At 71.2% G+C, this 26,849-nt stretch carries 22 protein-coding genes; 16 read left to right on the top strand and 6 right to left on the bottom strand.

Features of this window, described 5'->3' with window-relative positions; translation table 11 throughout:
• Nucleotides 1-91: 91 nt before the first annotated feature.
• From ABH935_RS43850 to ABH935_RS43840, 3 genes are all read left to right on the top strand, one after another.
• Nucleotides 92-1,828: an ABC transporter permease gene (locus tag ABH935_RS43850; RefSeq protein ID WP_370383926.1), complete on the top strand. Its 1,737-nt coding sequence runs from the start codon at nucleotides 92-94 to the stop codon at nucleotides 1,826-1,828.
• Between the two features lie 17 nt (nucleotides 1,829-1,845).
• Nucleotides 1,846-3,201, top strand: coding sequence for a nitrate/sulfonate/bicarbonate ABC transporter ATP-binding protein (locus ABH935_RS43845; protein WP_370383925.1), 1,356 nt, complete (start codon nucleotides 1,846-1,848; stop codon nucleotides 3,199-3,201).
• 235 nt (nucleotides 3,202-3,436) lie between these two features.
• The gene (locus ABH935_RS43840; RefSeq protein WP_370383924.1) at nucleotides 3,437-3,979 is read left to right on the top strand and encodes a LuxR C-terminal-related transcriptional regulator; all 543 of its coding nucleotides are present in this window, start codon (nucleotides 3,437-3,439) and stop codon (nucleotides 3,977-3,979) included.
• Nucleotides 3,980-4,008: 29 nt separating this feature from the next.
• Here ABH935_RS43840 and ABH935_RS43835 read toward each other — a convergent pair whose 3' ends face one another.
• The 3 genes from ABH935_RS43835 to ABH935_RS43825 form a co-directional block, all read right to left on the bottom strand.
• Nucleotides 4,009-4,392, bottom strand: a complete 384-nt coding sequence (locus ABH935_RS43835) for an iron chaperone (RefSeq protein ID WP_370383923.1) — start codon at nucleotides 4,390-4,392, stop codon at nucleotides 4,009-4,011.
• Nucleotides 4,393-4,432: 40 nt separating this feature from the next.
• On the bottom strand, nucleotides 4,433-7,459 hold the full coding sequence (locus ABH935_RS43830; protein WP_370383922.1) for a BTAD domain-containing putative transcriptional regulator: 3,027 nt from the start codon (nucleotides 7,457-7,459) through the stop codon (nucleotides 4,433-4,435).
• 880 nt (nucleotides 7,460-8,339) lie between these two features.
• Nucleotides 8,340-9,980: a hypothetical protein gene (locus ABH935_RS43825; RefSeq protein ID WP_370383921.1), complete on the bottom strand. Its 1,641-nt coding sequence runs from the start codon at nucleotides 9,978-9,980 to the stop codon at nucleotides 8,340-8,342.
• A 215-nt stretch (nucleotides 9,981-10,195) separates the two neighbouring features.
• Between ABH935_RS43825 and ABH935_RS43820 the strand changes: the two genes are divergently transcribed.
• From ABH935_RS43820 to yidC, 8 genes are all read left to right on the top strand, one after another.
• The gene (locus ABH935_RS43820) at nucleotides 10,196-10,495 is read left to right on the top strand and encodes a WXG100 family type VII secretion target (protein WP_370355240.1); all 300 of its coding nucleotides are present in this window, start codon (nucleotides 10,196-10,198) and stop codon (nucleotides 10,493-10,495) included.
• Nucleotides 10,496-10,535: 40 nt separating this feature from the next.
• Nucleotides 10,536-14,948 carry an FtsK/SpoIIIE domain-containing protein gene (locus tag ABH935_RS43815; RefSeq protein WP_370383920.1) on the top strand — a complete coding sequence of 1,471 codons (4,413 nt, stop codon included), beginning with the start codon at nucleotides 10,536-10,538 and terminating at the stop codon, nucleotides 14,946-14,948.
• Nucleotides 14,948-15,232 (top strand): hypothetical protein, encoded by a 285-nt coding sequence (locus tag ABH935_RS43810; protein ID WP_370383919.1) that lies wholly within the window; start codon nucleotides 14,948-14,950, stop codon nucleotides 15,230-15,232. The genes ABH935_RS43815 and ABH935_RS43810 overlap by 1 nt, the downstream gene beginning before the upstream one ends.
• A 16-nt stretch (nucleotides 15,233-15,248) precedes the next feature.
• Complete coding sequence (locus tag ABH935_RS43805; protein WP_370383918.1) at nucleotides 15,249-16,685, top strand: WXG100 family type VII secretion target; 1,437 nt, start codon at nucleotides 15,249-15,251, stop codon at nucleotides 16,683-16,685.
• Nucleotides 16,686-16,698: 13 nt separating this feature from the next.
• Nucleotides 16,699-17,478, top strand: a complete 780-nt coding sequence (locus ABH935_RS43800; RefSeq protein ID WP_370383917.1) for a hypothetical protein — start codon at nucleotides 16,699-16,701, stop codon at nucleotides 17,476-17,478.
• Nucleotides 17,475-18,155 carry a hypothetical protein gene (locus tag ABH935_RS43795; RefSeq protein ID WP_370383916.1) on the top strand — a complete coding sequence of 227 codons (681 nt, stop codon included), beginning with the start codon at nucleotides 17,475-17,477 and terminating at the stop codon, nucleotides 18,153-18,155. The genes ABH935_RS43800 and ABH935_RS43795 overlap by 4 nt, the downstream gene beginning before the upstream one ends.
• A 63-nt stretch (nucleotides 18,156-18,218) precedes the next feature.
• Nucleotides 18,219-18,518 (top strand): DUF6412 domain-containing protein, encoded by a 300-nt coding sequence (locus tag ABH935_RS43790; protein WP_370383915.1) that lies wholly within the window; start codon nucleotides 18,219-18,221, stop codon nucleotides 18,516-18,518.
• Between the two features lie 81 nt (nucleotides 18,519-18,599).
• Nucleotides 18,600-19,385 carry a membrane protein insertase YidC gene (yidC, locus tag ABH935_RS43785; RefSeq protein ID WP_370383914.1) on the top strand — a complete coding sequence of 262 codons (786 nt, stop codon included), beginning with the start codon at nucleotides 18,600-18,602 and terminating at the stop codon, nucleotides 19,383-19,385.
• On the opposite strand, the gene ABH935_RS43780 is transcribed toward yidC, so the two are convergent.
• Nucleotides 19,376-19,873 carry a DinB family protein gene (locus ABH935_RS43780; protein WP_370383913.1) on the bottom strand — a complete coding sequence of 166 codons (498 nt, stop codon included), beginning with the start codon at nucleotides 19,871-19,873 and terminating at the stop codon, nucleotides 19,376-19,378. The two genes, yidC and ABH935_RS43780, sit on opposite strands and share 10 nt — an antisense overlap.
• Before the next feature lie 168 nt (nucleotides 19,874-20,041).
• Here ABH935_RS43780 and ABH935_RS43775 point away from each other — a divergent pair, with 168 nt between their 5' ends.
• From ABH935_RS43775 to ABH935_RS43760, 4 genes are read left to right on the top strand one after another with little or no spacing between them, the layout of a single operon-like run.
• A complete protein-coding gene (locus ABH935_RS43775) occupies nucleotides 20,042-21,004 on the top strand; it encodes a metal ABC transporter solute-binding protein, Zn/Mn family (protein WP_370383912.1) in 963 nt (320 codons plus the stop codon).
• Nucleotides 21,005-21,054: 50 nt separating this feature from the next.
• Nucleotides 21,055-22,134, top strand: coding sequence for a metal ABC transporter ATP-binding protein (locus tag ABH935_RS43770; protein WP_370383949.1), 1,080 nt, complete (start codon nucleotides 21,055-21,057; stop codon nucleotides 22,132-22,134).
• Nucleotides 22,124-23,026 (top strand): metal ABC transporter permease, encoded by a 903-nt coding sequence (locus ABH935_RS43765; RefSeq protein ID WP_370383911.1) that lies wholly within the window; start codon nucleotides 22,124-22,126, stop codon nucleotides 23,024-23,026. Before ABH935_RS43770 ends, ABH935_RS43765 begins: the two co-directional genes overlap by 11 nt.
• Nucleotides 23,023-23,961 carry a metal ABC transporter permease gene (locus ABH935_RS43760; RefSeq protein ID WP_370383910.1) on the top strand — a complete coding sequence of 313 codons (939 nt, stop codon included), beginning with the start codon at nucleotides 23,023-23,025 and terminating at the stop codon, nucleotides 23,959-23,961. The genes ABH935_RS43765 and ABH935_RS43760 overlap by 4 nt, the downstream gene beginning before the upstream one ends.
• Before the next feature lie 18 nt (nucleotides 23,962-23,979).
• Here ABH935_RS43760 and ABH935_RS43755 read toward each other — a convergent pair whose 3' ends face one another.
• Together ABH935_RS43755 and ABH935_RS43750 are read right to left on the bottom strand one after the other, a co-directional pair.
• Nucleotides 23,980-25,002, bottom strand: coding sequence for a nitronate monooxygenase (locus tag ABH935_RS43755; RefSeq protein WP_370383909.1), 1,023 nt, complete (start codon nucleotides 25,000-25,002; stop codon nucleotides 23,980-23,982).
• 25 nt (nucleotides 25,003-25,027) lie between these two features.
• Nucleotides 25,028-26,293, bottom strand: a complete 1,266-nt coding sequence (locus tag ABH935_RS43750) for an MFS transporter (RefSeq protein WP_370383908.1) — start codon at nucleotides 26,291-26,293, stop codon at nucleotides 25,028-25,030.
• Between the two features lie 86 nt (nucleotides 26,294-26,379).
• Between ABH935_RS43750 and ABH935_RS43745 the strand changes: the two genes are divergently transcribed.
• Nucleotides 26,380-26,730, top strand: a complete 351-nt coding sequence (locus tag ABH935_RS43745) for an ArsR/SmtB family transcription factor (RefSeq protein WP_370383907.1) — start codon at nucleotides 26,380-26,382, stop codon at nucleotides 26,728-26,730.
• Nucleotides 26,731-26,849: the final 119 nt, after the last annotated feature.

The following is a 26,849-nucleotide window of genomic DNA, read 5'->3' as shown; positions in this document are numbered from 1 at the left end:
CGAACCGCTCCGGCGGGGCCAACCCGGCGTGGAATCATGAACCCGTCCCCGCCTCCGACGGCGGTAGATCGGGTCTGCGCGGAGGTGGTCGATGGCGTCGTGGGGGCAGTTCCCGTCCAGTGGAGTCTGGAGGCGTCCGGCGTTCCGCTGGGTGGACGCCGTCGTGCTGGTCGGCGTCGCCGTGCTGCTGTTCGGCCTGCTGCGCCTGGCGCCGGCGCTGAACGCGCCGTTCCTGCCGAGCCAGGCGCCCTCGGCCGTGTCGACCGATCCGAGCGAGCTGCCGTACTACGCCGTGCGCTCGCTGCTGCGCATGTTCATCGCGCTGGTGCTCTCGGTCCTGTTCACCTTCGTCTACTCCACCGCCGCCGCGCGCCTGCCCCGGGCCTCGAAGGTGCTGATCCCGCTCCTGGACATCCTGCAGTCCGTGCCGGTGCTGGGCTTCCTCACCGTGACGGTCACCGCCTTCATCAACCTGTTCCCCGGCTCCTCGCTCGGCCTGGAGTGCGCGTCCATCTTCGCGATCTTCACCGCGATGGCGTGGAACATGACCTTCGCCTTCTACCAGTCGCTGATCTCCCAGCCGCGGGACCTGGACGAGGCGGCGCGCATCATGCGCCTCACCAAGTGGCAGCGGTTCTGGCGCCTGGATGTGCCCGGCGGCATGATCCCGCTGGTCTGGAACGGCATGATGAGCTTCGGCGGGGCCTGGTTCTTCCTGGCCGCCTCCGAATCCATCAGCGTCCTGAACCACACCTACGCCCTGCCCGGCATCGGCTCCTACGTCGCCGCCGCGATGCAGCAGGGCAGCCTGGGCAAGGTCGGGATAGCGATCGTGGTGATGGTCGTGATGGTGATCGCGGTCAACATCCTGTTCTGGCGGCCCATGGTGGCCTGGTCCGAGCGCTTCCGCGCCGAGGACTCCGCCGCCACCGACAAGCCGCGCAGCGTGGTGCTGGACCTGCTGCGCCGCTCGGTGGTGCCGGCCGCGGTGGCCCGGCCGGTGCGGCCGGTCGGCCGGTTCCTGGACCGGCTCACGCGGCCCTTCGGCCTGGCCGAGCACCCGCTGTCCAAGCCGGCGGTGCGGCAGCGGACCGGGGACGTGTTCTTCGCCGGCGTCGTCACCGCCGCGGTGGCCTTCGGCGCCTGGCGCGCCGCGACCTACCTGCACGCGCGCGGCGCGCTGGGCCAGTTCGGCCACGCCTTCCTCCTCGGCGGCCTGACGTTCTCCCGCGTCGTGGTGCTGCTGATCTTCTCCACGGCGATCTGGGTGCCGATCGGCGTCTGGATCGGCATGAACCCCCGGGTCTCGCGCATCGCGCAGCCGGTGGTGCAGGTGGCCGCCAGCTTCCCGGCGAACCTGCTGTTCCCGTTCGCGACCGCGTTCTTCATCGCCACCGGTGTCAGCCTGAACTTCGGCGGCATCCTGCTGATGGCCCTGGGCGCGCAGTGGTACATCCTGTTCAACGTCATCGCCGGGGCCAGCGCCATCCCCTCCGACCTGCGCGAGGCGATGCGGCTGATGGACGTCAGGGGATGGCTGCGCTGGAAGCGCTTCATCCTGCCGGCGATCTTCCCGGCGTATGTGACCGGCGGCATCACCGCCGCCGGCGGGGCCTGGAACGCCTCGATCGTCGCCGAGATCGTCGTCTACGGCAAACACCACCTGGAAGCCGCGGGCCTGGGTGCCTACATCGCCAAGGCCTCCGCTTCCGGCGACTTCCCCGAGGTGCTGATCGGCGTGGTCGTGATGAGCGTGTACGTGGTCGGACTGAACCGGCTGTGGTGGCGGCGCCTGTACGCCCTGGCCGAGGCGAGGTATTCCCTGTGAGCGCGAAGGAGCCGGCCGTGACCGAGAGGGTCCCGCACGCCGCCAACACCGTCATCGTCGAGGCCGAACGCGTCACCAAGACCTTCACCACCCCCGACGGCCACGCGCTGCCGGTCCTCGACGGGGTCTCCCTGACGCTGCGCGAGGGCGAGATCGTCGCGCTGCTGGGCAAGTCCGGCTCCGGCAAGTCCACGCTGCTGCGCTGCATCGCCGGCCTGATCGCCCCCTCCTCCGGCACCGTGGAGTACCGCGGCGAGCCGCTGAACGGCGCCAACCCCGGCGTGGCGATGGTCTTCCAGTCCTTCGCGCTCCTGCCGTGGCTCACCGTGCAGCAGAACGTGGAGCTGGCGATGCAGGCCCGCGACGTCCCCGAGGCCGAGCGCCGCGACAAAGCCCTGCGCGCCATCGACCTGATCGGCCTGGACGGCTTCGAGTCCGCCTACCCCAAGGAGCTCTCCGGCGGCATGCGCCAGCGCGTCGGCTTCGCCCGCGCCCTGGCCGTGGAGCCCGACGCGCTGCTGATGGACGAGCCCTTCTCCGCCCTGGACGTCCTCACCGCCGCCAACCTGCGCGGCGAGCTGACGAAGATGTGGGAGAGCCGCGAGTTCCCCACTAAGGCGGTGCTGATCGTCACCCACAACATCGACGAGGCGGTCCAGCTCGCCGACCGCATCCTGGTCCTGTCCTCGAACCCGGGCCGCATCCTGGCCGAGCTCCGCGTGGACCTGCCCCGCCCCCGCGACAAGCGCGACCCCGGCTACGAGGAACTCGTCGACACCGTCTACGACATCCTCACCGGCCGCGAGTCCGCGCTGGAGAAGGCCGAAGTCATCGCGCCGGCCGCCGTCGCCGCCCTGACCCCGATCGACCTGCCGCTGCCCGAGGCCTCCGTCGGCGGACTGTCCGGCCTGCTGGAGATCCTGGACGCCCGCGGCGGCCGCGACGGCCTGGCCGAGATCGCCGAGGACCTGAACTTCGAGGTCGACGACCTGCTGCCGCTGGTCGACGCCGCGGTGATGCTCACCATGGCCACGGTCTCCGGCTCCGACATCGAGATCACCGACGAGGGCCGGACCTTCGTGGTCTCGCCCACCGACCCCGCCAAGGCCCAGTTCGCCGGGCTCGTGGTCCAGCACGCCCCGCTGGTCGGCGCGATCGTCAAGGCCCTGCGGGCGACCAAGGACGGGTCGCTGCGCGAAGGGTTCTTCGTCGACCTGCTGCGCCGCGGCTTCTCCGAGGACGAGGCCCGGCGGCAGTTGGGCATCGCCATCGACTGGGGCCGCTGGGCTGAGCTGTTCGCCTACGACGCCGAGCGCGGCGAGCTGATTCTGGAGGCGCCGGAGCCGGTGGTGACCGGGGGAGCGCGGCTCTGATTCTTGCTATCCGGCCGCCGCCGACATGTGAGCGCGGTCTGTAACGTCTGGAGACCGTCTGGAGGAAACCTGAAGCCGGGTGTCAGACGCTGGAAACATGACGGTTACTGCGACTGGGACAGCTAACGGGACGGCGACTGCGGCGACTGCGGCGACTGCGACGGCGGCGATTGCGACGGCGGCGCCGGGGTCTACCGGCTCGCCGGGCTCACGGGGCCGCGTCCGCATCGCGATCGTGAGCCCCGACATCCTGGCCCGGATCCGGCAGGAGTTCGCCAGCAGGGGCCTGGCCGTGAGCATCGACCGGCTGCCCGCCCTGGAACTCACCGTCCAGCCCGGCCCCGGCGCACCCCCGGCCGCCGCCGCGCTCGCCGACGTGCTGAGCCGCCTGGCCGGCCCGGCGGCCCACAAAGCCCCCGCCGCCAGCGCGCACTACCAGCTCTCGCTCGTCGCCGAGGCAGCCCGCCCCGACGCCGACACCACGCGCCCGCGCCACCGCCGCCCCCCGACCGCCCCGCCCGGCCACCCGGCCCCGGGCCACCCGGCTCCCGGCCACCGCCCCGGACCCCGCACTCAAACCCGCGACCTGTCCCCGCGCGAGGCCGAGGTGATGAGCTGCATCAGCCACGGCATGCTGAACGCCGACATCGCCGAGCGCATGCGGCTGAGCCAGAAGACGGTCAAGAACCACGTCAACCACATCTTCGCCAAGCTCGGCGCGCGCAGCCGCGTTGAGGCGGTGCTGGTGTGGCAGGGGCTGGAGGGTGGCGGGGGCTGACGCGGTGGCGATATTCCCACGCCTAATCGTCAACGCGGTGCACGGTGCCGACGAGCGCGATTGCGGTCGGCGGCGTCGATCTCGGCGGCGCGCAGCCGCACGACGTCGTCCAGCACGTCGGCCGGCAGCGGCTGCTCGATGTGGAACCGGATGGCCCCCGACGACAGCGAGAACCCGTCCAGGCGCTCGGCGACCTGTGCGACCACCTTGCCGCTGAACGGGTAGAGCGCGAGATGCTTCGCGGTCTGCATGGTCGCGATCAAGCCTTTGCCCTGGTAGAGCAGCGCGGGCATCGCGTAGCTGCGCCCCTCGACGGCGTCGGGCACCAGTTCCAGCGCTCGGCGGCGCATGCCGTCGAAGAGATCCCCGACGTCGGTCGGCAGGGTCGCGTAGTAGTCGGTGACTTCTCCCATTTCGGCGACATTAGCGCACCTCGCCGCCGCCGGCCTGCGCTCAGGCCGCTACGACGCTGCCCGCCAGTTGGAGGTCCCCCAGGAACTCCAGAACTTCCTTCGCTTCCTCGGCTGCCAGCTCTTGGAACTGGGCCAGCGCACGCTTCGCCATCGCCGCGGCCGCGTCCCGTTCCAGGGAACGGACTCGTGCCAGCGCGAGCAGCGCCAGGCCCTCGTGGTAGCGGTCGCCGGCGGCCTGGGTCACGCGGAGCGCGCGCACCAGGCAGGACTGCGCGGCGATCGGGTCGCTGAGGCCGTTGCGGGCGAGGCCCAGGTTGATCAGGAGGTTCGCTTCCAGCAGCGGGCTGTCGCAGGCGCGGGCCTCGACGAGGCCGGACTCGGCGTGCGCGACCGCTTCGAGCCAGCGGCCGGTCTCGGTGTAGAGCTCGCAGAGTACGTCTTCGGCTGCCGCGCGTTGGTACTCGTCGTCGGATGCGGCTGCCAGGGCCAGCGCCTCCAGTCCGGCTGCCAGCCCTTGTTCGTATGCCTTCGAGGCTCGCATCACCGACGCCAGTGTGCTGAGCAGGGCGACGCGGAGCGGGGGTTCGTCGGCGGCGTCCAGCAGGTCGAGGGCCTTGTACAGGTCGGCGACGGCCGCGTCGGCTCGTCCGGTGCGGCAGTGCGCGACGCTCATGTGGATCAGCAGGGCCACTCGCGCTCGCCGGTCGCCGGAGGCTTCGGCGGAGCGCGTCGCGATTCGTAGCAACTCCAGCCAGTCGGATGCTGAGCCGCTGGCGTAGAAGTAGTCGAACATCAGGTACGTCAGGCGCCAGGTCGACAGGTGGTCCGCTGAGCGTGCTGTGCTGCGGATGAGGGCACTGATGTTCGGCCACTCCTGGGCGCACCAGCGGAGGAGGTCGTCTTGGCTGGCGAAGGGCTGGGGTTCGTGCGGGACGTCGGTGGTCGTGGTCGAGTCGCCGGCGCCGGTCGCGTTCGTATCGCCGACGGCGTTCGCACCAGCGCCGCTGGGCGCAGGCCTCTCGGCGATCCGCCGTCGTCCCGCGCCGGCCATCTGTGAAAGCGTCGCCGTGTACCAGTCGCTCACCCGATTCCGCGCCGCACGCACCTCGTCGTCGGGCAACCTTCGTGCTAGCTCCCTGATATATGTCCGCGTCAGGTCGTGCATCGTGTAGCGGTCCCCGTGCTGCTCCAGCAGGTGCTGCGCGCTCAGCCGTTGCATCAGCTCCGAAGCCTGCGCCACCGGCACGTCCAACAACGCCGCCGCGCAGTACCGCGTCAGGTTCACTCCCGGGAACGCCCCCAGCATCCGGCAGGCGCGCGCGGTGTCCGCGTCCAGCGCGTCGAACGAACACGCCATGACGCTGCGGACCGAGCACAGGTCGTCGTTCTCCAGGCGTAGCGTGTCAAGGCGCTGGTGCGCGTCCTCCAGGCTCGCCACCAGGTTCGCTATGCGCCCGTCGGACACTGCGACCAGCTGCTCCGCTGCGATCCGCAGCGCGAACGGCAGGTGGTCGCAGAGCTGCGCCAGGCGGCGCGCCGCCGGCGCCTCGGCGTTCACGCGCTCGGCGCCGACCGCGTCGGCCAGGAGTCCGAGGGCGTCGGCTACGGCCAGGGGGGCGAGCGTCACCCGGCGCGCCGCGTACTTCACCGCGAGCCGGCCGAGGCGCTCCCGGCTGGTGACCATGACGAAGCTGGAGCCGGTGCCCGGCAGCAGGTCCTCGACTTGTTCGGCCGAGCGTGCGTTGTCCAGCAGGACGACCATGCGGCGCCCCGCGACGATGCTCCGCCAGAGGGCGACGCGCTGCTCGTGCTCGGGCGGGACTGTCGCGACGCCGAGGGAGGCTAGTAGTTGGTGTAGGGCGGCTGACGGCGTGAGGGCGGGGTGTGTGGGGTCGAAGCCGCGCAGGTTGATGTAGATCTGGCCGTCCGGGTACGCCTCGCGCAGCTGGTGTGCGCAGCGCACCGCCAGGGTCGTCTTGCCGATGCCGCCGACGCCGACCACCATCACGACGCGGGGCGAGCAGGTGCCGTCGGCGCGTGCGTGTTCCAGCACTTGGTCGACGTCTTCGGTGCGGCCGATGAAGGAGGCGCTGTCGTGGGGGAGTTGGGCTGGGACGGTGGGGCGGGCGGTTACGTCGGCGATGGGGTGGAGTAGTTCCTTGACGGGACGGGGGCCGGTACCGGGACCGGGATGGGGGCGGAGACCGGGATGGGGGCGGGGACCGGGACGGTGCACGCGCGGTGTGTCCTGGGCGAGGATCGCCATCTGCACGGCTTGAGTTGAGGCTTCTGGTTCGATCCCCAGCTCGTCGGCCAGTACGCGATGCAGCATCTGGTACTGCGCCAAGGCGTCGGCGGTGCGACCACTGCGATGCAGGGCCATCATCAGCGCTGATCGCAGGCGCTCGTCGAAGGGATGGGCTCGCGCGTGTACGGCGAGTTCGTCGGCGGCTGCGGCGAGGTCGGCGGAGCGGGCGTCGCCGGCGTTTCCGGCGTCGATCAGCAGTTCGGTGCGGTCGACGAGCAGGCGGAGCCGCATGTCGGCGAGTCGCGTGCGTTGGTCGGCGGCGAAGGGGCCGGGGAGGGCTTCGAGCGGGCGGCCGCTGCGCCACAGGGTCAGGGCGGAGTCCAGCGCCGCGATCGCGCGGTGGCGGTCGCCGGCGTCTCGGGCGGTGCGTGCGGTGGCTGCGAAGTGTTCGGCGCGGTTGAGGTCCAGCGCTTGCGGGCGGAGTTGCAGGAGGTATCCGGAGCTGCCGCCGACGAGGGCGTCGCCGAGGCCGAGGTTTGACAGGGCGCGGCGTAGTCCGGAGATGTAGGTGTGGAGGTTTCCGGCTGCGGTCATGGGGACGTCTTCGCCCCAGATGCGGTCGATCAGCTCTGCGCGTGCGACTGCGGTGCCTGCGGCCATTGCTAGGGCTGCGAACGCGGCGCGCTGCTTTGGGGCGCCGAGTGCGATTTCGTGGGTGGTGGTGGTGGTGGTGGTGGTGGTGGTGGGCTCGTGGTTGTCGACGAACGCCCGTAGTGGGCCCAGGACCTCGACGCGGAGGCGCCTACCACCATCTTCCATGCGCGCGTCCCTCCCTGGCCGATCCCGTGCCACCCTCGGATGTTGCTTCGCTTGCGATTAGGGGTGGTATTCGCATTGTTTACGCTTGGATCGGTGTCAGGTCAAGATGTCAGCGCTCTGACGTGCATTCGGTGGATGCTTGTTGGACACCTGGGCGCCTCTGTTTGGCAGGTGCGGTGAGGTTGTGGGTTTACAGGCGATCTTTACGGCTTCGCGCAGGGGTTGATGGCCTCGCGGGGGACGCAGTTTGGTTGAGCGACTCGTTTCGCGCTGGCGGCCGGCGGTTTGTGCGTACACGACCGCGCGGGGTTCAGGGTTCTGTGGCGGGGCGTTGGCGGCTGGCGGTTTGCGCGTGCAAGACCGCGCGCCGGTCCGAGTCACTGCGCATGTCGTAGGCGGCAATCGTTGGGCGTGGTGGGCACCTTGAGGCCTCCGGCGGGCGCTCTACAGCGAGGGGGCGACCCGCGCGTCGGGCTTGGGGGCGGCGGTCCGCGACTGGTCGGCTTTCTATCCGCTGTTGCCTGCGTTGCGCTGCTTGGTGGCGGTGTTGCTTGTGGTCGCCAGGTTCTGGGTCCCTCGCCGCGTCGTCGCCGTAGACGGAACCAGCCCGGTTTGGCGGAATCAAGCCGCATCGCTGTTGCTGTGGTCCAGCCTCGTCCGGCTTGACACCGCCAAACCGGCCAGGTTGGCAGAGCCCGCCGACGCGGCGAGGGACCCAGAACCAACACCCCGCATGGTCCGGTCGGACACGACTCACCACGTGGCCGGTCGCGCTGCTCCGTCACCACCCGAGGCACCTAGGCGCTGGAGCCGCCCGAAGCGGACCACTGCGGCAGCCTGCTGTCGGACCGCTCCCGAAGCCCAGGCCGCCGTCAGCCCCTCACGCATGCTCCAGCGGCCGCTTCCCATGCAGCCGTACCGGCTCGCCCAGCAGGCCTGTGTCCAGTGTTCCGGCGGCGTCGGCGACCAGGCGCCAGCTGGCGTTCTTCGGGGTGCCCAGGACCAGGACTGACCAGCGGCCGTCGGTGGCGCCGGCTAGGGCGCTGACGCGTTCGGGTTCGCGGCCGGTGGGGGCGTGTGCCAGGACCAGGACTCCGCCGTCGGATTCGTCGAGGGTGGCTGCTGCGGCCTCGATGCTTGGGGCGTCCTCGACGCCTGGGAGTTCCTCGGCGGTGGAGCCGAAGCCGATGCGGAGTACCGTGGTGCCGCGGGACCAGGGGCTGCCGGCCAGTTCGCGGATCCAGTCCGCGACCAGGGGTTTGGTCAGGCGGGATTCGCCTTCCAGGCTGATCATGCCGTGGGCTTCGGCGAGGTTCAGCAGGACTCTGCCTTGGTCGGTGTCGCCGGTGGAGACCAGGCGCGGGTACGGGGCGGGTAGTGCGTCGTCGACCGGGGCGCTCTGCAGGAGTCGGAGGGGTGCCGACCACGAGCGGCCCTGGTGTTCGGCGGTCCAGTTCTGCGGGGGTTGCTCGTCGGGGCGGGCTAGGCGCAGGGTGATGGTGTCGGTGCCGACCACGAGCGCTGCGACGCCCGGTAGTGGCCGGTTGTTCTGTGCGCATGCGGTTGCCAGTGTTCGCAGTACCCGGTCGATGGTCCAGGCTGCCGCTTCGTCGCGGGGTGCGGCCGGGCCGGGGCGGCGCGTGCGGCGGGATCGCGTTGCGGCGGCGAGTTTGGTGAACAGGCCGGTGCGCAGTGCCCACCACACCGCACCGGCTATGAGCAGCAGGGGCAGTGCGATCGCGAGGATCAGTGGCAGCGGGTTGCTGGAGGATTTCGTGGATGCCGAGGGTGCCGGGGCGGCAGCACTCTGCGAAACGTCCTGCGGGGCGCTGGCTGAAGCGGAGGGCGGTGCGGCGGAGTTGGACCCCTGAGATGCCGGCGGCTGTCCGGATCCCAACCCCGCGTACGTCGGCAGGGGGCCGGCTATGAGGCCGTCGCCTTCGGCGTCCTCGGGCAGTGCCACGAGCCAGCCCGGGTCGAGCTTCGTCGGGTCCTTCAGGGTCTTGCCGTCGGGTTCCTTGCGTCCCTGGTTCAGGGTGACGACGTCGTTGGTCCGGTTCTGGGTCCCGAGGAACCGTTGCGCGACCATCGCGAGGGTGTCCGGCTTGCCCTGGTAGGTGTTGGCGATCCAGCAGTACTTCGTCGGGGTGCCGTTGGGGTCGATGTGCACGGTGGGCATCACGCTGTAGATGACGCCGTCCCCGTAGGCGTCGTCCGGTAGCCGCAGTAGCCAGCCGGGGGAGATCTTCGTCGCGTCGGTCATGGTCTTGCCGTCGGGCTCCTGGCGGCCCTTGTTCAGGTTGAAGATGTCCGTGGCGCGGTTCCCGTTGTGCAGGTAGCGCTGCGCGATCTCGTACAGGAACTCGGGTTGCCCCTGGTAGCTGCTGGAGACGGCGTAGTACTTCACGATCGGCGGCGCCTTGGCGGTCGCCGCGGTCGCGGGCCGGGGTGCGGCCAGCAGGACGAGCGCGGCCGCGGCGGCGGATGCCAGGGCGCGGCGTAGCACGGGCACCGACGACATCAGACTCTCCTCGGGTGCGGCGGGCGTTCTTCGACGTTTGAATCGTTGGCCCGGCCGCCGCGGGTGTCAACGCAGGGCCCTGGGTCCCTGGGCCCATCGCCGCAGGCCAGAGGCTGGCTCGCGGGCGTGCGCCGCGCCTAGCGTGAGGCGGTGTCCGCCGCACACATGTGTCGGCGCACCCGCGCCCGGCACCGTTTCGAAGGGAGCATCCACCGATGCCGAACCTCAACGTCACCTACGGGGAGATGTCGGATGCCGCGAGCCGGATGCGCAACGACAAGGCCGACATCGACTCCAAGATCGCCGAGTGCAAGAGCATCGTCGACCAGCTGACCGCCAGCGGCTTCGTCACCGACCAGGCCTCCGGCCGGTTCGACGAGGTGCACAACGAGTTCGTGACCTCTGCCAACCAGCTGATGGACTCGCTGGACCAGCTGTCGCAGTGGCTCGACAAGGCGGTCTCGGCGATGCAGGACATGGACACGCAGATGGCGCAGTCCCTGCCGCAGAAGTGAACCAGACCGGCTGAATCACCGATTCGTGGAGGCGACCGCCATGCGCATGATGATCACCGTGGCCCGGCCCGCGGGCCCGGCGCACGACGTCGTGGTGGACGCCGATCCCGCGACGCCGGTCCGGGACGTCGTCAAGGGGCTGCTGGACGCGGTCGGCGTGGATGCCGGCGGCGCCGAAGAGGCGGTCTTCCTTGACGGCGTCCGCCTCGACCTGTCCGCCCTCCTCGGCGCCGCCGGCATCCACGACGGCGCGGTGCTCTGGCTCGGCGCGCCCGGCCAGAGCAGCCAGAGCGCCGCCTCCGGCCTGGTCACCGTCCGCGCCGTCGCCGGCCTGGACAGTGGCCGGGTCTGGCACCTGAACGCCGGTGTGCACCAGATCGGCTCGGACCCCTCGTGCGCCGTTCGGCTCGGCTCGGAGCAGCCCGGCGTCGTCGCGACGGTCCGGGTGAGCCTGGACGCCTCGGTCCTCATCCGGCCGGTCGCCCTGCGCGAGCCGCCGGAGCTGGACCGCGTCCCGCTGCCAGACGCCGAGACCGCGTGGCCGGAGACCACCGCGCTGCGGATCGGCGAGAGCCGGTACGAACAGGCCGCCGTCCGCCAGCCCGATGCGATGATCGAGGTCTCGCCGGAAGGCGAATGGCTCGACTACAACCGGCCGCCGCGGCTCCTGCCGCCGCCGGACCGCACCTCCTTCCGGCTCCCCGCCGAGCCGCTCCCGGCCCGGCCGAGCCCGCTGCCGTGGATCACCGCGTTGCTGCCGGCCGGCCTCGGCCTGGTGATGATGACGGTGATGCACAACTCCAGCTATCTGCTGATGGCCGGGTTCTCGCCGGTGATGATGGTCGGCAACTGGCTCAACAGCCGCCGCACCGGCAAGATCGGCCAGCGCCGGGTCCAGGCCGAGTACGTCGAGCGGCTGGCCGCTGCCGAGCAGGACATCGGCCGCGCGATGGAGGCCGAACGCCTGCGGCTGCGGGCCTCCAGCCCCGACGCCGCCGAACTGCTGCTGATCGCCACCGGCCCGCGCAGCCGGCTGTGGGAACGGCGCCGCAGCGACCCCGACCATCTGCTGGTCCGGGTGGGCCTGGCCGATCTGGACAGCTCGGTCGTCGTCGAGCAGGTCGACGGAGCCCAGCGCACCTCGCAGTACCGCGCCGCGCACGACGCCCCGGCGGCGTTCTCCATCGCGCAGGCCGGCGTCGTCGGCGTGGCCGGACGCGGGGAATGGCCGCGGCAGATGGCCCGCTGGCTGGTCGGACAGATCGCCGTCCTGCAAAGCCCGCGCGACCTCCAGCTCTACGTTCTCACCGACCCCGCCGGCGACAGCCTGTGGGACTGGGCCACCTGGCTCCCGCACGCCCGGCCGAGCCTGGGGCAGCGAGCCCTGACCCTCGTGGGCGCGGACGCCGAGACGCTGAGCCACCGCGTCGCAGAGCTCGGAGACCTCATCGCGGCCCGGCAGCGGTCCCGGCTGGACGCCGGCGCGGGCGCGGTCCGCGCCGACCCCGACGTGGTCGTCGTCCTCGACGGCGCGCTGCGGCTGCGCGCGCTGCCCGGCGTCGTCACGGTCCTGCGCGAGGGCCCGGCCGTCGGCGTCTACAGCATCTGCGTCGACGCCGACGAGCGCACCCTGCCCGAGGAGTGCACCACGATCCTGGCCGGCGGCGTCCCCGGCCGGCCAGTCAGCCTGCGCCAGCAGCGCGCCGCGCTGATCGAGCCGATCCTCGCCGACGACGTCAGCGCCGACTGGTACCCGGTGGTCGGCCGCCGCCTGGCGCCGCTGCGCGACGTCAGCGAGGTCGCCGGCGGCGTGGCGCTGCCGGACTCGGCACGCCTGCTGGACCTGCTGGACCTGCGCGATCCGAGCCCGGCGGCGATCAGCGGACGCTGGCACGCCTCCGGCCGCAGCACCAAGGCGGTCATCGGCGCGTCCCTGGACGGCCCCTTCGCCCTGGACCTGGTCGCGCACGGCCCGCACGGCCTGGTCGCCGGGACCACCGGCTCGGGCAAGTCAGAGTTCTTGCAGAGCCTGGTCGCCTCGCTGGCGGTGGCCAACCGGCCGGACGCCATGACCTTCGTGCTCGTCGACTACAAGGGCGGCGCCGCGTTCAAGGACTGCGTCGACCTGCCGCACACCGTCGGCATGGTCACCGACCTGGACACTCACCTGGTCGAGCGCGCGCTCACCTCCCTGGGCGCCGAGCTGACGCACCGCGAGCGGCTGCTGGCCGCCGCCGGCGCCAAGGACCTGGAGGACTACCTCGACTACGCCACCAGGCGCCCCGAGCTGGCCCCGATCCCGCGGCTGCTGATCGTGATCGACGAGTTCGCCTCGATGGTCCGCGAGCTGCCGGACTTCGTCACCGGCCTGGTGAACGTCGCCCAGCGCGGCCGGTCCCTGGGCATCCACCTGATCCTGGCCACGCAGCGGCCCTCCGGCGTGGTCTCCGCCGAGATCCGCGCCAACACCAACCTGCGGGTGGCGCTGCGCGTGACCGACGCGGGGGAGAGCACCGACGTCATCGACGCCCGCGACGCCGCGAACATCTCTCAGGCCCACCCCGGCCGCGCCTACGCACGCCTCGGCCACAGCTCCCTGCTGCCCTTCCAGACCGGCCGCGTCGGCGGACGGCGCCCGAGTAAAGATCGCTCCCTCGCAGCTCCCGCACCGTTCCTGCGCCCCGTCGGCTGGCTGGACCTGGGCCGCCCGGCGCCCGAGCGGCCCGCCGCGGCCGCCGAGACCGACGTGGTCACCGACCTGTCGGTCCTGGTCTCCGCGCTGCGTCAGACCACTGATCTGCTCGGCCTGCCCGAACAGCGCCGGCCCTGGCTGCCGCCGCTGCCCGGCGCCCCGGTCGCCGAACTCGCCGCCGAACCGACCACCGCCGACTCTGGCGAGCCGGTGTTCTCCTGGGCCATCCAGGACCTCCCGGCGGCCCAGCGACAAGAGCCGGTCACCTTCGACCTGGCCACCTTCGGCCACCTGCACCTCATCGGCGCGCCCCGCTCGGGCCGGTCGCAGGCGCTGCGCACCATCGCCGCCGCCGCGGCCAGCGCGGCCTCCGTGCCCGACCTGCACCTGTACGGACTGGACTGCGGCAACGGCGCGCTGCTGCCGCTGAGCAAGTTCCCGCACTGCGGCGCGATCGTGCAGCGCTCGGAGACCGAACGCGCCTCCCGGCTGCTGAAGCGGCTGCACAGCGAGGTGATGAACCGGCAGCGGATCCTCGGCGAGGGCGGCTTCGCCGACGTGACCGAACAGCGCCAGGCCAGCGCCCCCGACGAACGGCTGCCGCACATCCTGCTGTTGCTGGACCGCTGGGAGGGCTTCATGGGCACGCTCAGCGAGCACGACAACGGCTCGCTGACCGACATCATCCACACCCTGATGCGCGAGGGCGCCAGCGTCGGCGTGCACGTGGTGATCGCCGGCGACCGCACCCTGATGTCCGGCCGGATCAGCTCCCTGACCGAGGACAAGCTGGTGCTGCGGCTGCCCGACCGCTCCGACTACTCGCTGGTCGGCCTGAACCCGCGCACCATCCCGGAGAACATGCCGCCCGGCCGCGGCTACCGCTCGACCGGCGCGGTCGAGACCCAGGTCGCGCTGGTCGCCGCCGACCCTTCCGGACCGGCCCAGGTCTCCGCGCTGCGCGCACTGGCCTCCCGGCTGAGCGAGCGCGAGGCCGATGTGCCGAAGAGCCTGCGGCCGGGGCGGATCGCGGTGCTGCCCGCGCAGCTGACCTTCGAAGAGGCCTGGGGATATTTGGAGGGCGAGCGCGATCCGAGCGAGGCGGGTCGCGGGCCGGCACAGCAGCCGTGGGCGCTGCTCGGCGTCGGCGGCGACGAGCTGGAACCGGTCGGCGCGGCGCTGTTCGAGGACCGGCCGACGTTCCTGATCGCCGGGCCCTCCGGCTCCGGCCGCAGCACGGCGCTCGCGGTGATGGCCGAATCGCTGCTGCGCACCGGCGCGGAGATCGTGATCGGCGTGCCGGGCGTGTCGCCGCTGACCGCGCTGGCCGGCCGTCCGGGCGTGCGCGGCGTGGTAAACGCCCCGGACCCGACCGAGGAGGAGCTGTCCGCGCTGCTCGACCCCGGCGAGGGCCCCGTCGCGCTGATCCTCGACGACGGCGAGGCCTGGCGCGAGTGCCGGGCCCGCGAATGGCTGCGCGCCTACGTCCGCACCGGTTCGGGCCGGCGGCGCGGCCTGGTCCTGGGCGGCGAGATCGGCTCGGTCGCGATGGGCTTCTCCGGCTGGCAGGCCGAGGTGAAGAAGAACCGGCGCGGGGCGCTGTTGTCCCCGCCGGAGCTGAGCAACGGCGACCTGGTCGGCATCCGGCTGGCCCGCTCGCAGCTGGCGCCGCGCGTGGTGCCCGGCGCCTGCCTGGTCCACCTCGGCGACGGTGTCCTCATCACCGCGCAGATTCCCACCCTGAAACCCAAGGAGGGCTGATGGCCGACCTCATCGTCCGCGACGACCTGGTGAGCCTGGTCACCGATCTCAATTCCCTGATCGGCGAGTTCGAGGGCGCGCTGGACGTCCAGAACGCGGACAAGGGCCTGTGGGGCCAGAAGAACGCCAACCTGTCCATGGGCGACTTCGCCGCCAACTGGCGCATCCACCGCGACGGGATGGTCAAGGACATGAAGTCGCTGCGGGACTCGGTCGAGAAGGTCAACCAGGCCTGGCAGCAGGCCGACCAGCAGCTGCACGACAGCCTGAACCAGCAGTCGTGAGCCGGCAGGAGGAATCATGAGCATCCGCAACCTGGGCGACTGGTCGGCGTTGGGGCTGGACTCCGACCCGGTCTACGCCGACCCGGACGCGGTGGCCGAGGCCCAGACGCACTACCAGAACGTCGCCACCACCATCGACGACGCAGTGGCCCGCCTGCAGAAGGTGATGGACGACAATTCCGAAGGACTCGTCGGCCAGTACATCGACGGCCTGCGCAAGAGCGCCGGCGATCTGCACGACAAGCTGCAGAAGGCCGGCGTCCGCTACCACGACGTCGCCGACCAGATCAAGATCTACGAGACGCCGCTGCAGACCGGCCTGGACGAGACCGCCGGAGCGCTGAACGACGCCAAGACGGCCGTCGGCGACCAGAAGCAGGCCAGCTCCATGCCGGACCCGCAGAAGGCCTCCGACGGCACCGTCACGCCGGAGGAGCAGAAGAAGGGCACTGACAAGACCAACGCCGAGAACCAGGCCAACGACGCCCTGACCGCCGCCAAGAACCGGCTCCACACCGCGCTGGACGACCTGAACACGGCCGGCAAGCGGTTCGGCGACGCCGTCAACAGCAAGAACTACAACGACGGGCTCAGCGATACCTGGAAAGACAAGATGGACGAGATCCTGGGCTGGTTCAGCAAGATCCTCGGCTACATCGGCATGGCCCTCGGCGCGATCGCGCTGCTGATCCCGGGACTGGACGTGGTGGTGCTGGCCGGGGTGGTGGTCGGCGCCGCCGCACTCATCGTGAACTCGATCCTGTACGCGGACGGCAAAGGCAGCGTGTTGGACGTGGTCTTCGGCGCGATCGGGCTGGGACTGGGATTCATCGGCATCGGCGCCTCCCAGCTCGCGAAGGGCCTGGCCTCCGACGCCAAGGCGCTGTCCGGGCTCACCGGCCGGCCGGGCGCGCCGCAGCTCGGCTTCGCCGACGAGACCTTCGGCGGGTCGCTGAACAACATCCCGCTGCGCCCCATCGGGCCGGCGCCGTCGACCATGAACGACCAGTTCCTCATCGACCCGGTGAGCAACGCGGCCTCCAAGTGGTCCCACATGTCCGACTGGTACAACAACCCGGTCGCCAACAAGGCCCTGGGCTGGCTCGGCGGCCAGCTGGGGAAGCTGCCCGGCGACTGGGGCCGGTTCGGCAGCATGATGGGCTCCCAGCCCGAGATCGGCTTCTGGGGCTCGGCCGGCAAGCAGATCGGCGACGCCTGGAACATGTGGAAGGGCCTGGGCACCAACCCGCTGAAGAGCATCGCCGACTGGGCCGGCGTGCTCGGCGGCTGGAGCGGCTACAAGGGGCTGTCCGGGGTGCTGGGCGCCGTCGGCGGCAAGATGAATCCGGCCTGGTACGTCTGGGGCGGCTTCAACGGGCTGTTCGGCCTGGGCATCGGCATCTCCTACACCGGCGGCCGGGAATCCGGCCTGATCCCCGCAGTGAACCCGTGAGGAGGCGACGGCCGTGACAGTGGACGACGAGACCGCCGAGATCACAGTGCCCTGGTTCTGGGGCGGCGTCCCCGAACCGGACGCTTCCGAAGACCGACGGCGGGCCTGGGCCGACCGCGTGGTCGCGATGTTCGCCGAATGGACCCGCGACGGCTGGGACGAACGATTCCGCGAGAGCTGGATCGCCGAGGGCGGCCTGCCTGAGGACTACCCCTTCACCGCCGAGAACGTCGGCCGCGGCATCGCGCGCTGGCTCACCGACCGCGCCGCGACCCTCCCGGACTGGCAGCGCATGGCCTGGGGCACGGCCTTCGTCCAGGGCTGGCCCCGCTGGTCCCCGGTGCCGGTGGTGGTCGAGTACCGGGCCCCGGTCGCCGACGACCCGATCTACCTGATGGAACTGGTCGGCGCGGGCTCCGGCACTTCCGCCGAGGCGGCCGCCGACGGCGTCACCGACCGGCAGATCGAATACGTCACCACGCCCTACGGCGACGGACTGCGCGTGCTCAGCGTCCAGCGCACCCCCGACCGCCTCGCCTACGGCCGCCTCGACGCGGCGATGCGGCTCGACTGGCCGGCCGACGGGGACCGGCCGGCGGCGCGCGTGGACGTTCTCCTGACCACCCGGGTGATGGACCTGCAACTGCTGGCGCTGATCGGTCCGGGCGTGGAGGGGCTGATGCAGCAGATCGCCGAGAACCCGAAGCCGATGTTCACTCCGGGCCCGGCTCCGATTCCGACTCCGGCTTCGGCTCCGACTTCGATTCCGACTCCGCAGGGGGCAGCCCGATGATCGACGTCGAACTGGTACTGCCGGCCGGCTGGGCCGTGCTGCCCACCGCCCCGGACACCGAGCGCGTGCGCAAATGGGCCATCGACGGCATCATCGCGCGCGCCCTGCCGGCGACATTGCCCCGCGACAGCGCCGAGCCCTGGCGCCGCGAACTGCGCAAGCAGCTGACCGCCGGCACCGACGAGGCGGGCCGCCAGGGCGCGCGCTGGGTGGTGCTGCCGCTGCGGGAGTTCAACGGGACGCGGATCCCGGGCTCGCTGCTGCTGACGATCCTGGAGGACCAGGATCCGCAGGACCCTGAGCAGCTGCTGGCCTCGATTCTGGACGACGCCGGGCCGGACGGCACGTGCCTGGACGTCGGCGGCGCCACCGCGGCCCGGATCTCGGCGGTGATCCGGCAGGAGATGTACGGCAGGCAGACGGCCGCGGTGCGGGTGTCGTACTACCTGCCGCATCCGGAGCGTGCCGGCGTGTGGGGGCTGGTGACGTTCTCGGTGGTGGCCGGGGAGGATGTGGAGGATCCGGTCGTGCGCGGGATCGTGTTCTTGTTCGACACGATCGTCTCCACCCTGCGCTGGGTGGAGCGCGCTGCGGCGCCTACTCAGGACGAGGTGTTGGCGATGGTCACCGCGACGGTGGAGGAGCTGGAGGGGGTGCCCGAGCCGCAGACGGCTTGATCTTGACGGGGTGCGCCACATCGAACGATCCACAGTCGCGCTCGCAGTTGTACCCTGACCTCTGTGACGCATCGAGGAGCGACCGCCGCGAGCCTGCTCGCCGCGTTCGTCACGCTCCTGGTGCTGTTCGGCGGCCAGAACACGGCCGTGCTCGTCGCGTCGGCGACCGCCCTGACGCTGCTCGCCGCCGCACTGCGGTGCAGCGCGTTCGCGGTGCTGATGGCCGGTACGACGATGGCCGCGCAGAACGCCGCCGCCGCGCGTTCCTCGCTGCGCGACACCGCGTTCCTGCCGCAACGCGATCCCGACGCGGCCGGCAAACCTCATCCACGAGCGCCGGGAATGAACCCTGTGACCGTCTGACCGGTTGTTCTTCGCACCGGCCGCACGGTCCATCTCGCTGATCTCATTCATCCGCAAGATGTTCCGAAGGGTTCGTCCTCCATGCCGTTCTACTCGTTGTTCACGCCTGCCATCGTCGCCGCGTACCACGCCGTCACGGGACTGTCGGTCATGCTCGTTCCTGTGCTCGGCGGCCTGGGACCGGCGGTGGCGATCGTCATGTTCACCGCCGCCGTCCGCCTGTGCCTGCACCCGCTGAACCGCGCGCAGATGAACGCACAGCTGGCTTCGCAGAAGGGCCGCGCCGCGCTGGCCCCGGCCGTGCAGAAGCTTCAGCGCAAGTACAAGCACGACCCGCTGCGGGCCCAGCGCGAGACCGTCGAGCTCTACCGGGCCAACGGCGTGAAGCTGGTGCCCGGGATCGGCCTCGGGCTGGTGCAGATCCCGGTGTTCTTCGTCGTGTACCGGCTGTTCGTGTCGCCGACGATCGGCGGGCACCACAACGGGCTGCTCACCGACCAGCTGTTCGGCGTCGGCCTCGGCTCCCACTTCCGCGACGCGTTCCGCGCCGCCGGCTCATCGGCCCTGCTCGGCCACGTCGCGGTCTTCGCGGTACTGCTCGCGGTGCTGGTGGCGCTCGCCACGTGGTCCTCGCGCCGGATGCGGCAGAGCACTGCGGGCGACGCCGCTGCCTTCGGCGCGCCAGCCGCCGGCGCACCGGCAGCCAGCGCGCCCACAGCCGGCGTCACGAAGCTGATGGCCCTGCTGCCGTACTTCTCGGTCCTCGGGGCGTTCGTGCTCCCACTGGCCAGCAGCCTCTACGTCGCGACCACGACCCTCTGGACGCTGGTGGAACGGCGACGCCTGCTCCAGCCGACTCAGTCCTGAACGATCCACTGCGCGCCGTCGATCAGCTCCCGCACCACATCCAGATGCCCGGCATGCGTAGCGGTCTCGGTGATGTGGTGCAGGACGATCTGCCGCACCGAATCCAACCGCCACTCACCGAACACGTACTCCGGCCACCACACAGGAGCGGCGTCGAGATCGCACTCGGCCAGCACGGCATCAGACAACGCGGCCTCCGCCCGATACCGCGCGAAGACCTCCTCAGCCCCCAGCCCAGGATCGAGCTGCCACCCGTTGGGCTCCCGCCGTTCCACCGCGGCGATGACCTCCGGATCCCGCGCGATGACCCCACGGAACCAGAAGCGCTCGTCGTCGTAGGTGAGATGACTCACCAACGCCAAGCAGGTCCACCCCGAAGGCAGAACCGGCTGCCGCAAAGCCTCCTCTCCCAACCCCTCCAGCGCCCCAAGCACATGCTCACGCTGAATACGCAGGTACCGGAGAAGATTCGCGCGCTCATCGCTCATCCGCCGAACTTTAGAGGAGCCCGCCGACGGCCGGCCCGACCGCGCCGCGCCACCTTGCCCCGTGCCCCCTTCGCCACCCACCGTGACCTTGCCAACTGGAAACGATTTTCATAAGCTTCCCCTAGCGGACTTGAAAACGGTTTTCATCATCAAGGAGGGGGGCTCACCATGACCAAGAACACCACCAAGAGCCTGAAGCGCGTCACCGGGGGTGTGCTGGCCGTCGGCGCGGCGGCGGCGCTGACCGCCGGGTGCTCGACCAAGTCGGCGGCTCCCGCGAGCCGGCCGGCAGGCGCCGTCGGGTCGTCGACGAAGATCGCGGTGGTCGCCGCCGAGAACTTCTGGGGTTCGCTCGCGCTGCAGCTCGGCGGGTCGCACGTCACCGAGACGTCGATCATCACCAACCCCGACACCGACCCGCACTCCTATGAGGCGACCCCCAACGACGCCAAGCTCATCTCCGGCGCGCAGCTGTTCATCCAGAACGGTATCGGCTACGACACCTCGTGGGCCCCCGGCCTGGTCAAGGCCAACCCCGCCTCGGGGCGCGAGGTGCTGACCGTCGGCGACGTGGTCGGGCTCAAGGACGGCGACAACCCGCACCAGTGGTACTCCCACGACAGCGTCTACAAGGTCATCGACGCGATCGTCGCCAAGTACAAGACGCTGGATCCGGCCGACGCCGCGTACTTCGACGCCCAGAAGCAGGCCTTCGAGACCACCACGCTGGCCACCTACAACCAGCTCGAATCCGACATCAAGGCCAAGTACGCCGGTGTCCCGATCGGCGCCTCGGAGTCCATCGTCTCCCCGCTGGCCGACACCCTCGGTCTGAAGATGCTCACGCCCTACTCCTTCCTCAAGGACATCTCCGAGGGCACCGACCCCTCGGTCGCGGACAAGACCGCCATCGACGGCCAGATCAAGGGCAAGCAGATCAAGGTCTACGTCTACAACTCCCAGAACTCCACGCCGGACATCGCCGCCCAGGTCGCCGAGGCCAAGGCCGCCGGTATCCCGGTGACCACCGTGACGGAGACCCTCGCACCGGCGTCCGCTACCTTCCAGGACTGGATGGTCGGGGAATTGCAGGGGCTGAAGGCGGCGCTGGCACAGGCGACGGGCCGGTAAGAACGGTAAGAAGCGCGGAGACGATGACGGCGATGGATGCGGTGGAAGCAGTGAGTACGGATACGGATACGGATTCTGAAGTGACCGCCGCAGCACCCGGCGGCGAAAACGGCGAGAACATCGCGACCGGCGAGAAGATCGCGACCCCGGAAACCCAGCTCTGCAACGCCGGCAACATCCCAGTCGCAGTCGTCGAACTCCGCGGCGCCTCCGCCGCCGTGGGCGGCCGCACCCTCTGGGGCGGCGTCGACCTCACCGTCGACTGCGGCGAGTTCGTCGCCGTCCTGGGCCCCAACGGCGTCGGCAAGTCCACCCTCGTCAAAGTCCTGCTCGGCGTCCTGCCCGCCGCCGCCGGCGAAGTCCGCGTCCTGGGCCAGCGCCCCGGCGCGGCCGGCGCGCAGATCGGCTACCTCCCGCAGCGCCGCTCCTTCGACGCCTCGCTCCGCATCCGCGGCGTCGACGTCGTCCGCCTCGGCCTGGACGGCGACCGCTGGGGCGTCCCGCTCCCCGGCACCCGCCGCTTCGGCGCCCGCCGCCGTGCCGAGCAGGAACGCGTCCGCGAGGTGATCGACCTGGTCGGCGCCTCCGCCTACGCGCACCGCGCGATCGGCGAGTGCTCCGGCGGCGAGCAGCAGCGCCTGCTGATTGCCCAGGCACTGGTCCGCCGGCCGCGGCTGCTGGTCCTCGACGAGCCCCTGGACTCCCTGGACCTGCCGAACCAGGCCTCGGTCGCGGCCCTGATCGGACGCATCTCGCGCTCCGAGGACGTCGCGGTCGTGATGGTCGCCCACGACGTGAACCCGATCCTGCCGTACCTCGACCGGGTCGTGTACCTGGCCGACGGCGGCGCCGCCTCCGGCACCCCGGAGGAGGTCATCACCACCGAGACCCTCTCGAACCTCTTCCGCACCCCGGTCGAGGTGCTGCGCGCTTCCGACGGCCGGCTGGTCGTGGTCGGCGGCCCCGAGGCGCCGGCCCTGCACGCCGACCGGCATGACGGATACGACCGGCACGACCCGCGCGCCGGCGTCCGCCGCGTCGTCGGCGCCGGCGCCGGAACCAACACCGGAAGCAGCGCCGGAACCCCGGCAACCCCCGCCCCCCGATCGGGGGCCGATGATGTCCGCTGACTCCGGCCTGTCCTGGAACCCCCTCACCGACATCAACCAGATGTGGCAGCTGGACTCGATGGTCAACGCCTACCGCGCCGGCACCATCGTCGCCGTCCTGGCCGCCGTCGTCGGCTGGTTCATGGTCCTGCGCCGCCAGACCTTCGCCGGCCACACCGTCGCCCTGGCCGGCTTCCCTGGCGCGGCGGCAGCCGTCTTCCTCGGTGTCAGCGCCTCCTGGGGCTACTTCGGCTTCTGCGTCGGCGCCGGCGCGGTGATCGCGGCGCTGGCCCGTAATGGTAAGGGCGGCGTGGCCGAGGAGTCCGCGCTGACCGGCATCGTCCAGTCCTTCACCCTCGCCTGCGGAATGCTGTTCGTGGCCCTGTACAAGGGCTTCCTCAACGGCGTCAACTCCCTGCTGTTCGGCAGCTTCCTCGGCGTCACCCCCGGAGACATCGCGGTCCTCGCGGTCGTCGCCGTCGTGGTCCTGGCCGCCATGGCGCTGATCGGACGTCCCCTGCTGTTCGCCTCCGTCGACCCCGCCGTCGCCGACGCGCGCGGCGTGCCGACCCGGGCCCTGGGCGTGCTGTTCCTGGTCCTGCTCGGCGCCACCACCGCCGAGGTCTCGCAGATCACCGGCTCGCTGTTGGTGTTCGCGCTCCTGGTGATGCCCGCCGCCACCGCGCAGCGGATCACCGCGCGCCCCGCGCTGAGCCTGATCCTTTCCGTCGTCTTCGGCCTCGCCGTGACCTGGTTCGGCCTCGGCGCGGCGTACTTCTCGCCTTACCCGATCGGGTTCTGGATCACCACGTTCGCCTTCGGGTGCTACCTCCTGGCGAACGTCTACGGCTTCGTCATCCGCTGGCGCGGCACCGGCCGCCGGCATGTCGTGGAAGTCCTGGGGGCCTCATGAGCATGTTCAGCCATCCCTTCATGATCTACGCGCTGCTCGGCGGCACCGGCATAGCGGCGGCCTGCGGCGCGGTCGGGTTCTTCCTCGTGCTGCGCGCGCAGGTCTTCACCGGCGACGCCCTGTCGCATGTCGCGTTCACCGGCGCCCTGGCCGCCCTGGCCTTCGGCGTCGACCTGCGCATCGGCCTGTTCGCCGCGACCATCGCGGTGGCCCTGCTGCTGGGCGCCCTGGGCCGCCGCGGCCGCGCCGACGACGTGGTGATCGGCAACGTCTTCGCCTGGATCCTCGGCCTCGGCGTCTTCTTCCTGACGATGTACACCACCGACCGCTCCGGCTCCGGCAACGGCTCGGCGACGATCAACGTGCTGTTCGGCTCGATCCTGGGCCTGTCGTCGAGCCAGGCGCAGACCGCGCTGTGGATCGGCGTCGGCGTGGTCGCGGTCCTGCTGGTCATCGCCCGCCCGCTGCTGTTCGCGACGCTGGACGAGGCCGTGGCCGCCGCCCGCGGCGTGCCTGTCAGGGTCCTGGGATTCGTGTTCCTGGCCCTGGTCGGCGCGGCCACCGCCGAGGCCACCCAGGCCGTCGGCGCGCTGCTGCTGCTCGGCCTGGTCGCCGCGCCGGCCGGCACCGCGCTGGTGCTCACCGACCGGCCGTTCCGCGGGCTGGGCCTGGCGATCGCGCTGGCGGTGGGGGAGATGTGGGCCGGCCTGACGCTGGCCTACTTCGTCCCGCGCATGCCGCCGAGCTTCTCGATCACCGCGGTCGCCACCGTGGTGTACGCGGCGGCCATGATCTACCGCTCGCTCAGCCGCCGGCGTGCTGTCGTGCCCACGGCCGCTACTGCCGCCGCCGCAACAGGAGTAGCCACCGGGCCGATCCCGGCGCGCGTCCGGACCGCGGAATCGGTCGCCGCCGCGGACACCGTCTCCGTCTGAGCGAGTGTCCGATCGCGGCTACAACCCCTCGGCCAGCCCCCGGATCACGGTACCCGCCGACCCTTCCCGCGCGGCCCGGAATCCAGTCCCGGCCCACAGATGCAGCCGGTCCGGATCCCCGGCCTTCGCAGCGGCCTGACGTAGCGGCCGGGTCAGGTGGTGGATCGCCGGGTAGCCGTAGGGTGCCGTGGCCTCGTGGTGGTCGATGAAGGCGTTGCGCAGGCCGCGTGCCGGGCGTCCGGTGAAGGCGTGGGTGATCGTGGTCTCGGTGAACGCCGGATTCGCGAGCGCGTCCTTGTGCGTCTGCGAGGCCCCCGATTCGTCGGTGCGCAGCAGCAGTGTCCCGACCGCGACCGCCTCGGCGCCGGCCTGAAGCAGGGCTCGTACATCCTCGCCGCCGGCAACCCCGCCGCCGGCCACGATCGGCAGCTCCACCGCCGCCCGCACCTCCCGCACCAGATCGGGCGCGCTCACCGAGGTCAGGGTCCGCAGCGGGTCGTAGGTGCCGCTGTGTCCACCGGCCGCCGGTGCCTGCACCACAAGCCCGTCGACCCCAGCGTCGCGGGCCGTCCGGGCCTCGGCCGCGGTCGTCACGGTTGCCAGCACCCGGCTCCCGACCCGGCGCAGCGCCGCGATGTCCCGGGCGTCCGGCAGCGCGAAGGTCAGCGACACCACCGGCACCGGCTCGGCCAGCAGCAGCGCCAGCTTGTCGGCCCACGCGTCATCGTCGTCGAGGACCGGGACCGGGTTCACACCGACCCCGAACCGCGCCGCCTCCGGTGCCAACTCCGCGGCGTAGGCGCGGAAGGCGGCCTCGTCGAGGGCGCCGGGCCCCGGCACGAACAGGTTCACGCCGAACGCCCCACCGAACCCCCGGACCTGCCGCACCTCCGCCGCCAGCGCCTCGGCCGTCTTGTAGCCCCCGGCCAGGAACGGAAACGCCCCGGCTCCGAGCACCGCCCCGACCAGCGCGACCGTGCTCGGCCCGCCGGCCATCGGCGCCGCCACGATCGGCAGTTCAGACTCCAGCAGCCCGGCCATGGACGCTGTCCTTTCCCGAGAGGTCTTACGTGAGATCAACCGTAACCTTCCGGGCCATCCGTGCGAGCACCACCAGCACCACCACGCACAACACCGCGGTACCCCACGCGAAGTACTGCACCGCCGTCAGCAACCCCACTCGCGTCGCCACGAACCCGACGCCCACCACCGGCACGCCGACCCCCAGGTACAGGATCACGAAGAAGCTCGACAGGACATCGGCGCGCCGATCCGCCGGCGCCACGCTGTTGATCGCGGTCAGCCCGCCGAGGAACGTCAGCCCCTGCCCGAGGCCCGCGACCACCGTCGCCCCGATCAGCAGCGCCAGCGACGACGCGCTCCCCGCGATCGCGAGCGCGATCAGCCCCACGGCCAGCAGCGGCAGCCCCGCGATCTCCAACCCCCGCGCCGAGCGTCCGTAGCCGAGCACCTGCGCCGTCGCCGAGCAGGCCAGCATCAGCGCCACCGCCGCGCCGCCGAGGAGCAGGTTCTTGCTGCCGGACAGCGTCGCGACGTACGTCGGGATCAGCGTGAGGAACAGGCCCACCACCGCGAACGCCGCGAAGCACGCCGTCCCGCTGGTCGCGAACTCCGCGCGCAGCGCCGCCGGGATCTCAGGGCGTCGCGGACGCCAGCGTGTCCGGGCGCTGTGCGCGGGCAGCGACAGGACCACCGCGACGGCCGGCACCAGCAACGCGATCTCCACCGCGAACGGCAACACCCGGGGCGCCGGCGCGTACTGCGCGAGGAACCCCGCCAGCAGCGGCCCGAACCCGAGGCCGCTGGCGGTCGCGACCGTTGATACCAACGCCGCCTTGCGTCTGTCGCCGTTCGGTTCGAGCTCTGTCAACGTCGCCGTCAGCGGACCTGTCGCGGCCCCGATCGCGACGCCCTGCAAGACGCGCCCCGCGAACAACCACCCGGTACCGGACGCCACCGCGAACACCAGCGCCCCACCCGCCGCGACGAACAGCGCCGGCAGCAGCATGACGCGGTAGCCCACAGCGTCCGCCGCCGGCCCGACCATCAGGAGGGAGGGAATCAGGACCGCGACATAGGCGGTGAAGATCAGCGTCAGGGTCAGCGGCGAGAAGCCGAAGCGCGCCTCGTAGCCCTTGTAGAGCGGCGTCGGCAGGTTCGTGCCGGTGAGCAGGACGAGGAAGGTGTACGCCGTCCCCCAGAAGCGGATCCGCTTGCCCGCCACCGACAGCGCCACCGACAACCCGCCGGCACTGCCGGTGCCCCCGACATCCGGCGCGGCACCAACGGCATGGAGACGATCGAGCGCCATGAGAGTCCTCCCGAGGCAACATGTTCGGATATCTCGAACATAGCAGATGTTCGGGAATCCTGAACATGGTGGCCTAGAATGGCCCCATGGCCAGCCGCACCGCCACCGAGCTCACCCACCCCACCCGCGCCGAGCTGCGCTTCACCGCCGTCCTGGCCGCACTGAGCGACCCGATGCGCCTGGCGATCGTCGCCCGCCTCGCCGACGTCGAGCCGGACGGCGAACTCGCCTGCGGCGTCTTCCAGCTCCCGGTCAGCAAGTCCACCCAAAGCGGCCACTTCCGCACCCTGCGCGAAGCCGGCGTCATCCGCCAACGCGACGAAGGCACCCGCCGCCTGAACCGCCTCCGCCGCACCGACCTCGACGAGCTGTTCCCCGGCCTGCTGGACCTGGCGATCCCGCAGGGGCGCGAGGTGATTGCCGGGCTTGCTGGGTGACCCGGCACCCTGCGAGGCTGTCGAACTATTGGCGAAGTCGTATTAGCGGGCGCCGCTGCTTGATGTGTGGGTGTGGGTGTGGGTGGCTGGGGTGTGGTGGGTGCGGTTTGTTGGTGGGT

The organism is Catenulispora sp. GAS73, assembly GCF_041262085.1.
Taxonomy (GTDB): Bacteria; Actinomycetota; Actinomycetes; order Streptomycetales; family Catenulisporaceae; genus Catenulispora.
This window is presented reverse-complemented; position numbering and strand designations above follow the sequence as displayed.

Coding starts and splice junctions, on each gene's coding strand:
- ABH935_RS43850 (WP_370383926.1), top strand. CDS start 92: ATGGCGTCGTGGGGGCAGTTCCCGTCCAGTGGAGTCTGGAGGCGTCCG.
- ABH935_RS43835 (WP_370383923.1), bottom strand. CDS start 4,392: ATGGGAGAAGTCACCGACTACTACGCGACCCTGCCGACCGACGTCGGG.
- ABH935_RS43830 (WP_370383922.1), bottom strand. CDS start 7,459: ATGGAAGATGGTGGTAGGCGCCTCCGCGTCGAGGTCCTGGGCCCACTA.
- ABH935_RS43825 (WP_370383921.1), bottom strand. CDS start 9,980: ATGTCGTCGGTGCCCGTGCTACGCCGCGCCCTGGCATCCGCCGCCGCG.
- ABH935_RS43820 (WP_370355240.1), top strand. CDS start 10,196: ATGCCGAACCTCAACGTCACCTACGGGGAGATGTCGGATGCCGCGAGC.
- ABH935_RS43815 (WP_370383920.1), top strand. CDS start 10,536: ATGCGCATGATGATCACCGTGGCCCGGCCCGCGGGCCCGGCGCACGAC.
- ABH935_RS43810 (WP_370383919.1), top strand. CDS start 14,948: ATGGCCGACCTCATCGTCCGCGACGACCTGGTGAGCCTGGTCACCGAT.
- ABH935_RS43805 (WP_370383918.1), top strand. CDS start 15,249: ATGAGCATCCGCAACCTGGGCGACTGGTCGGCGTTGGGGCTGGACTCC.
- ABH935_RS43795 (WP_370383916.1), top strand. CDS start 17,475: ATGATCGACGTCGAACTGGTACTGCCGGCCGGCTGGGCCGTGCTGCCC.
- yidC (WP_370383914.1), top strand. CDS start 18,600: ATGCCGTTCTACTCGTTGTTCACGCCTGCCATCGTCGCCGCGTACCAC.
- ABH935_RS43780 (WP_370383913.1), bottom strand. CDS start 19,873: ATGAGCGATGAGCGCGCGAATCTTCTCCGGTACCTGCGTATTCAGCGT.
- ABH935_RS43775 (WP_370383912.1), top strand. CDS start 20,042: ATGACCAAGAACACCACCAAGAGCCTGAAGCGCGTCACCGGGGGTGTG.
- ABH935_RS43765 (WP_370383911.1), top strand. CDS start 22,124: ATGTCCGCTGACTCCGGCCTGTCCTGGAACCCCCTCACCGACATCAAC.
- ABH935_RS43760 (WP_370383910.1), top strand. CDS start 23,023: ATGAGCATGTTCAGCCATCCCTTCATGATCTACGCGCTGCTCGGCGGC.
- ABH935_RS43755 (WP_370383909.1), bottom strand. CDS start 25,002: ATGGCCGGGCTGCTGGAGTCTGAACTGCCGATCGTGGCGGCGCCGATG.
- ABH935_RS43750 (WP_370383908.1), bottom strand. CDS start 26,293: ATGGCGCTCGATCGTCTCCATGCCGTTGGTGCCGCGCCGGATGTCGGG.
- ABH935_RS43745 (WP_370383907.1), top strand. CDS start 26,380: ATGGCCAGCCGCACCGCCACCGAGCTCACCCACCCCACCCGCGCCGAG.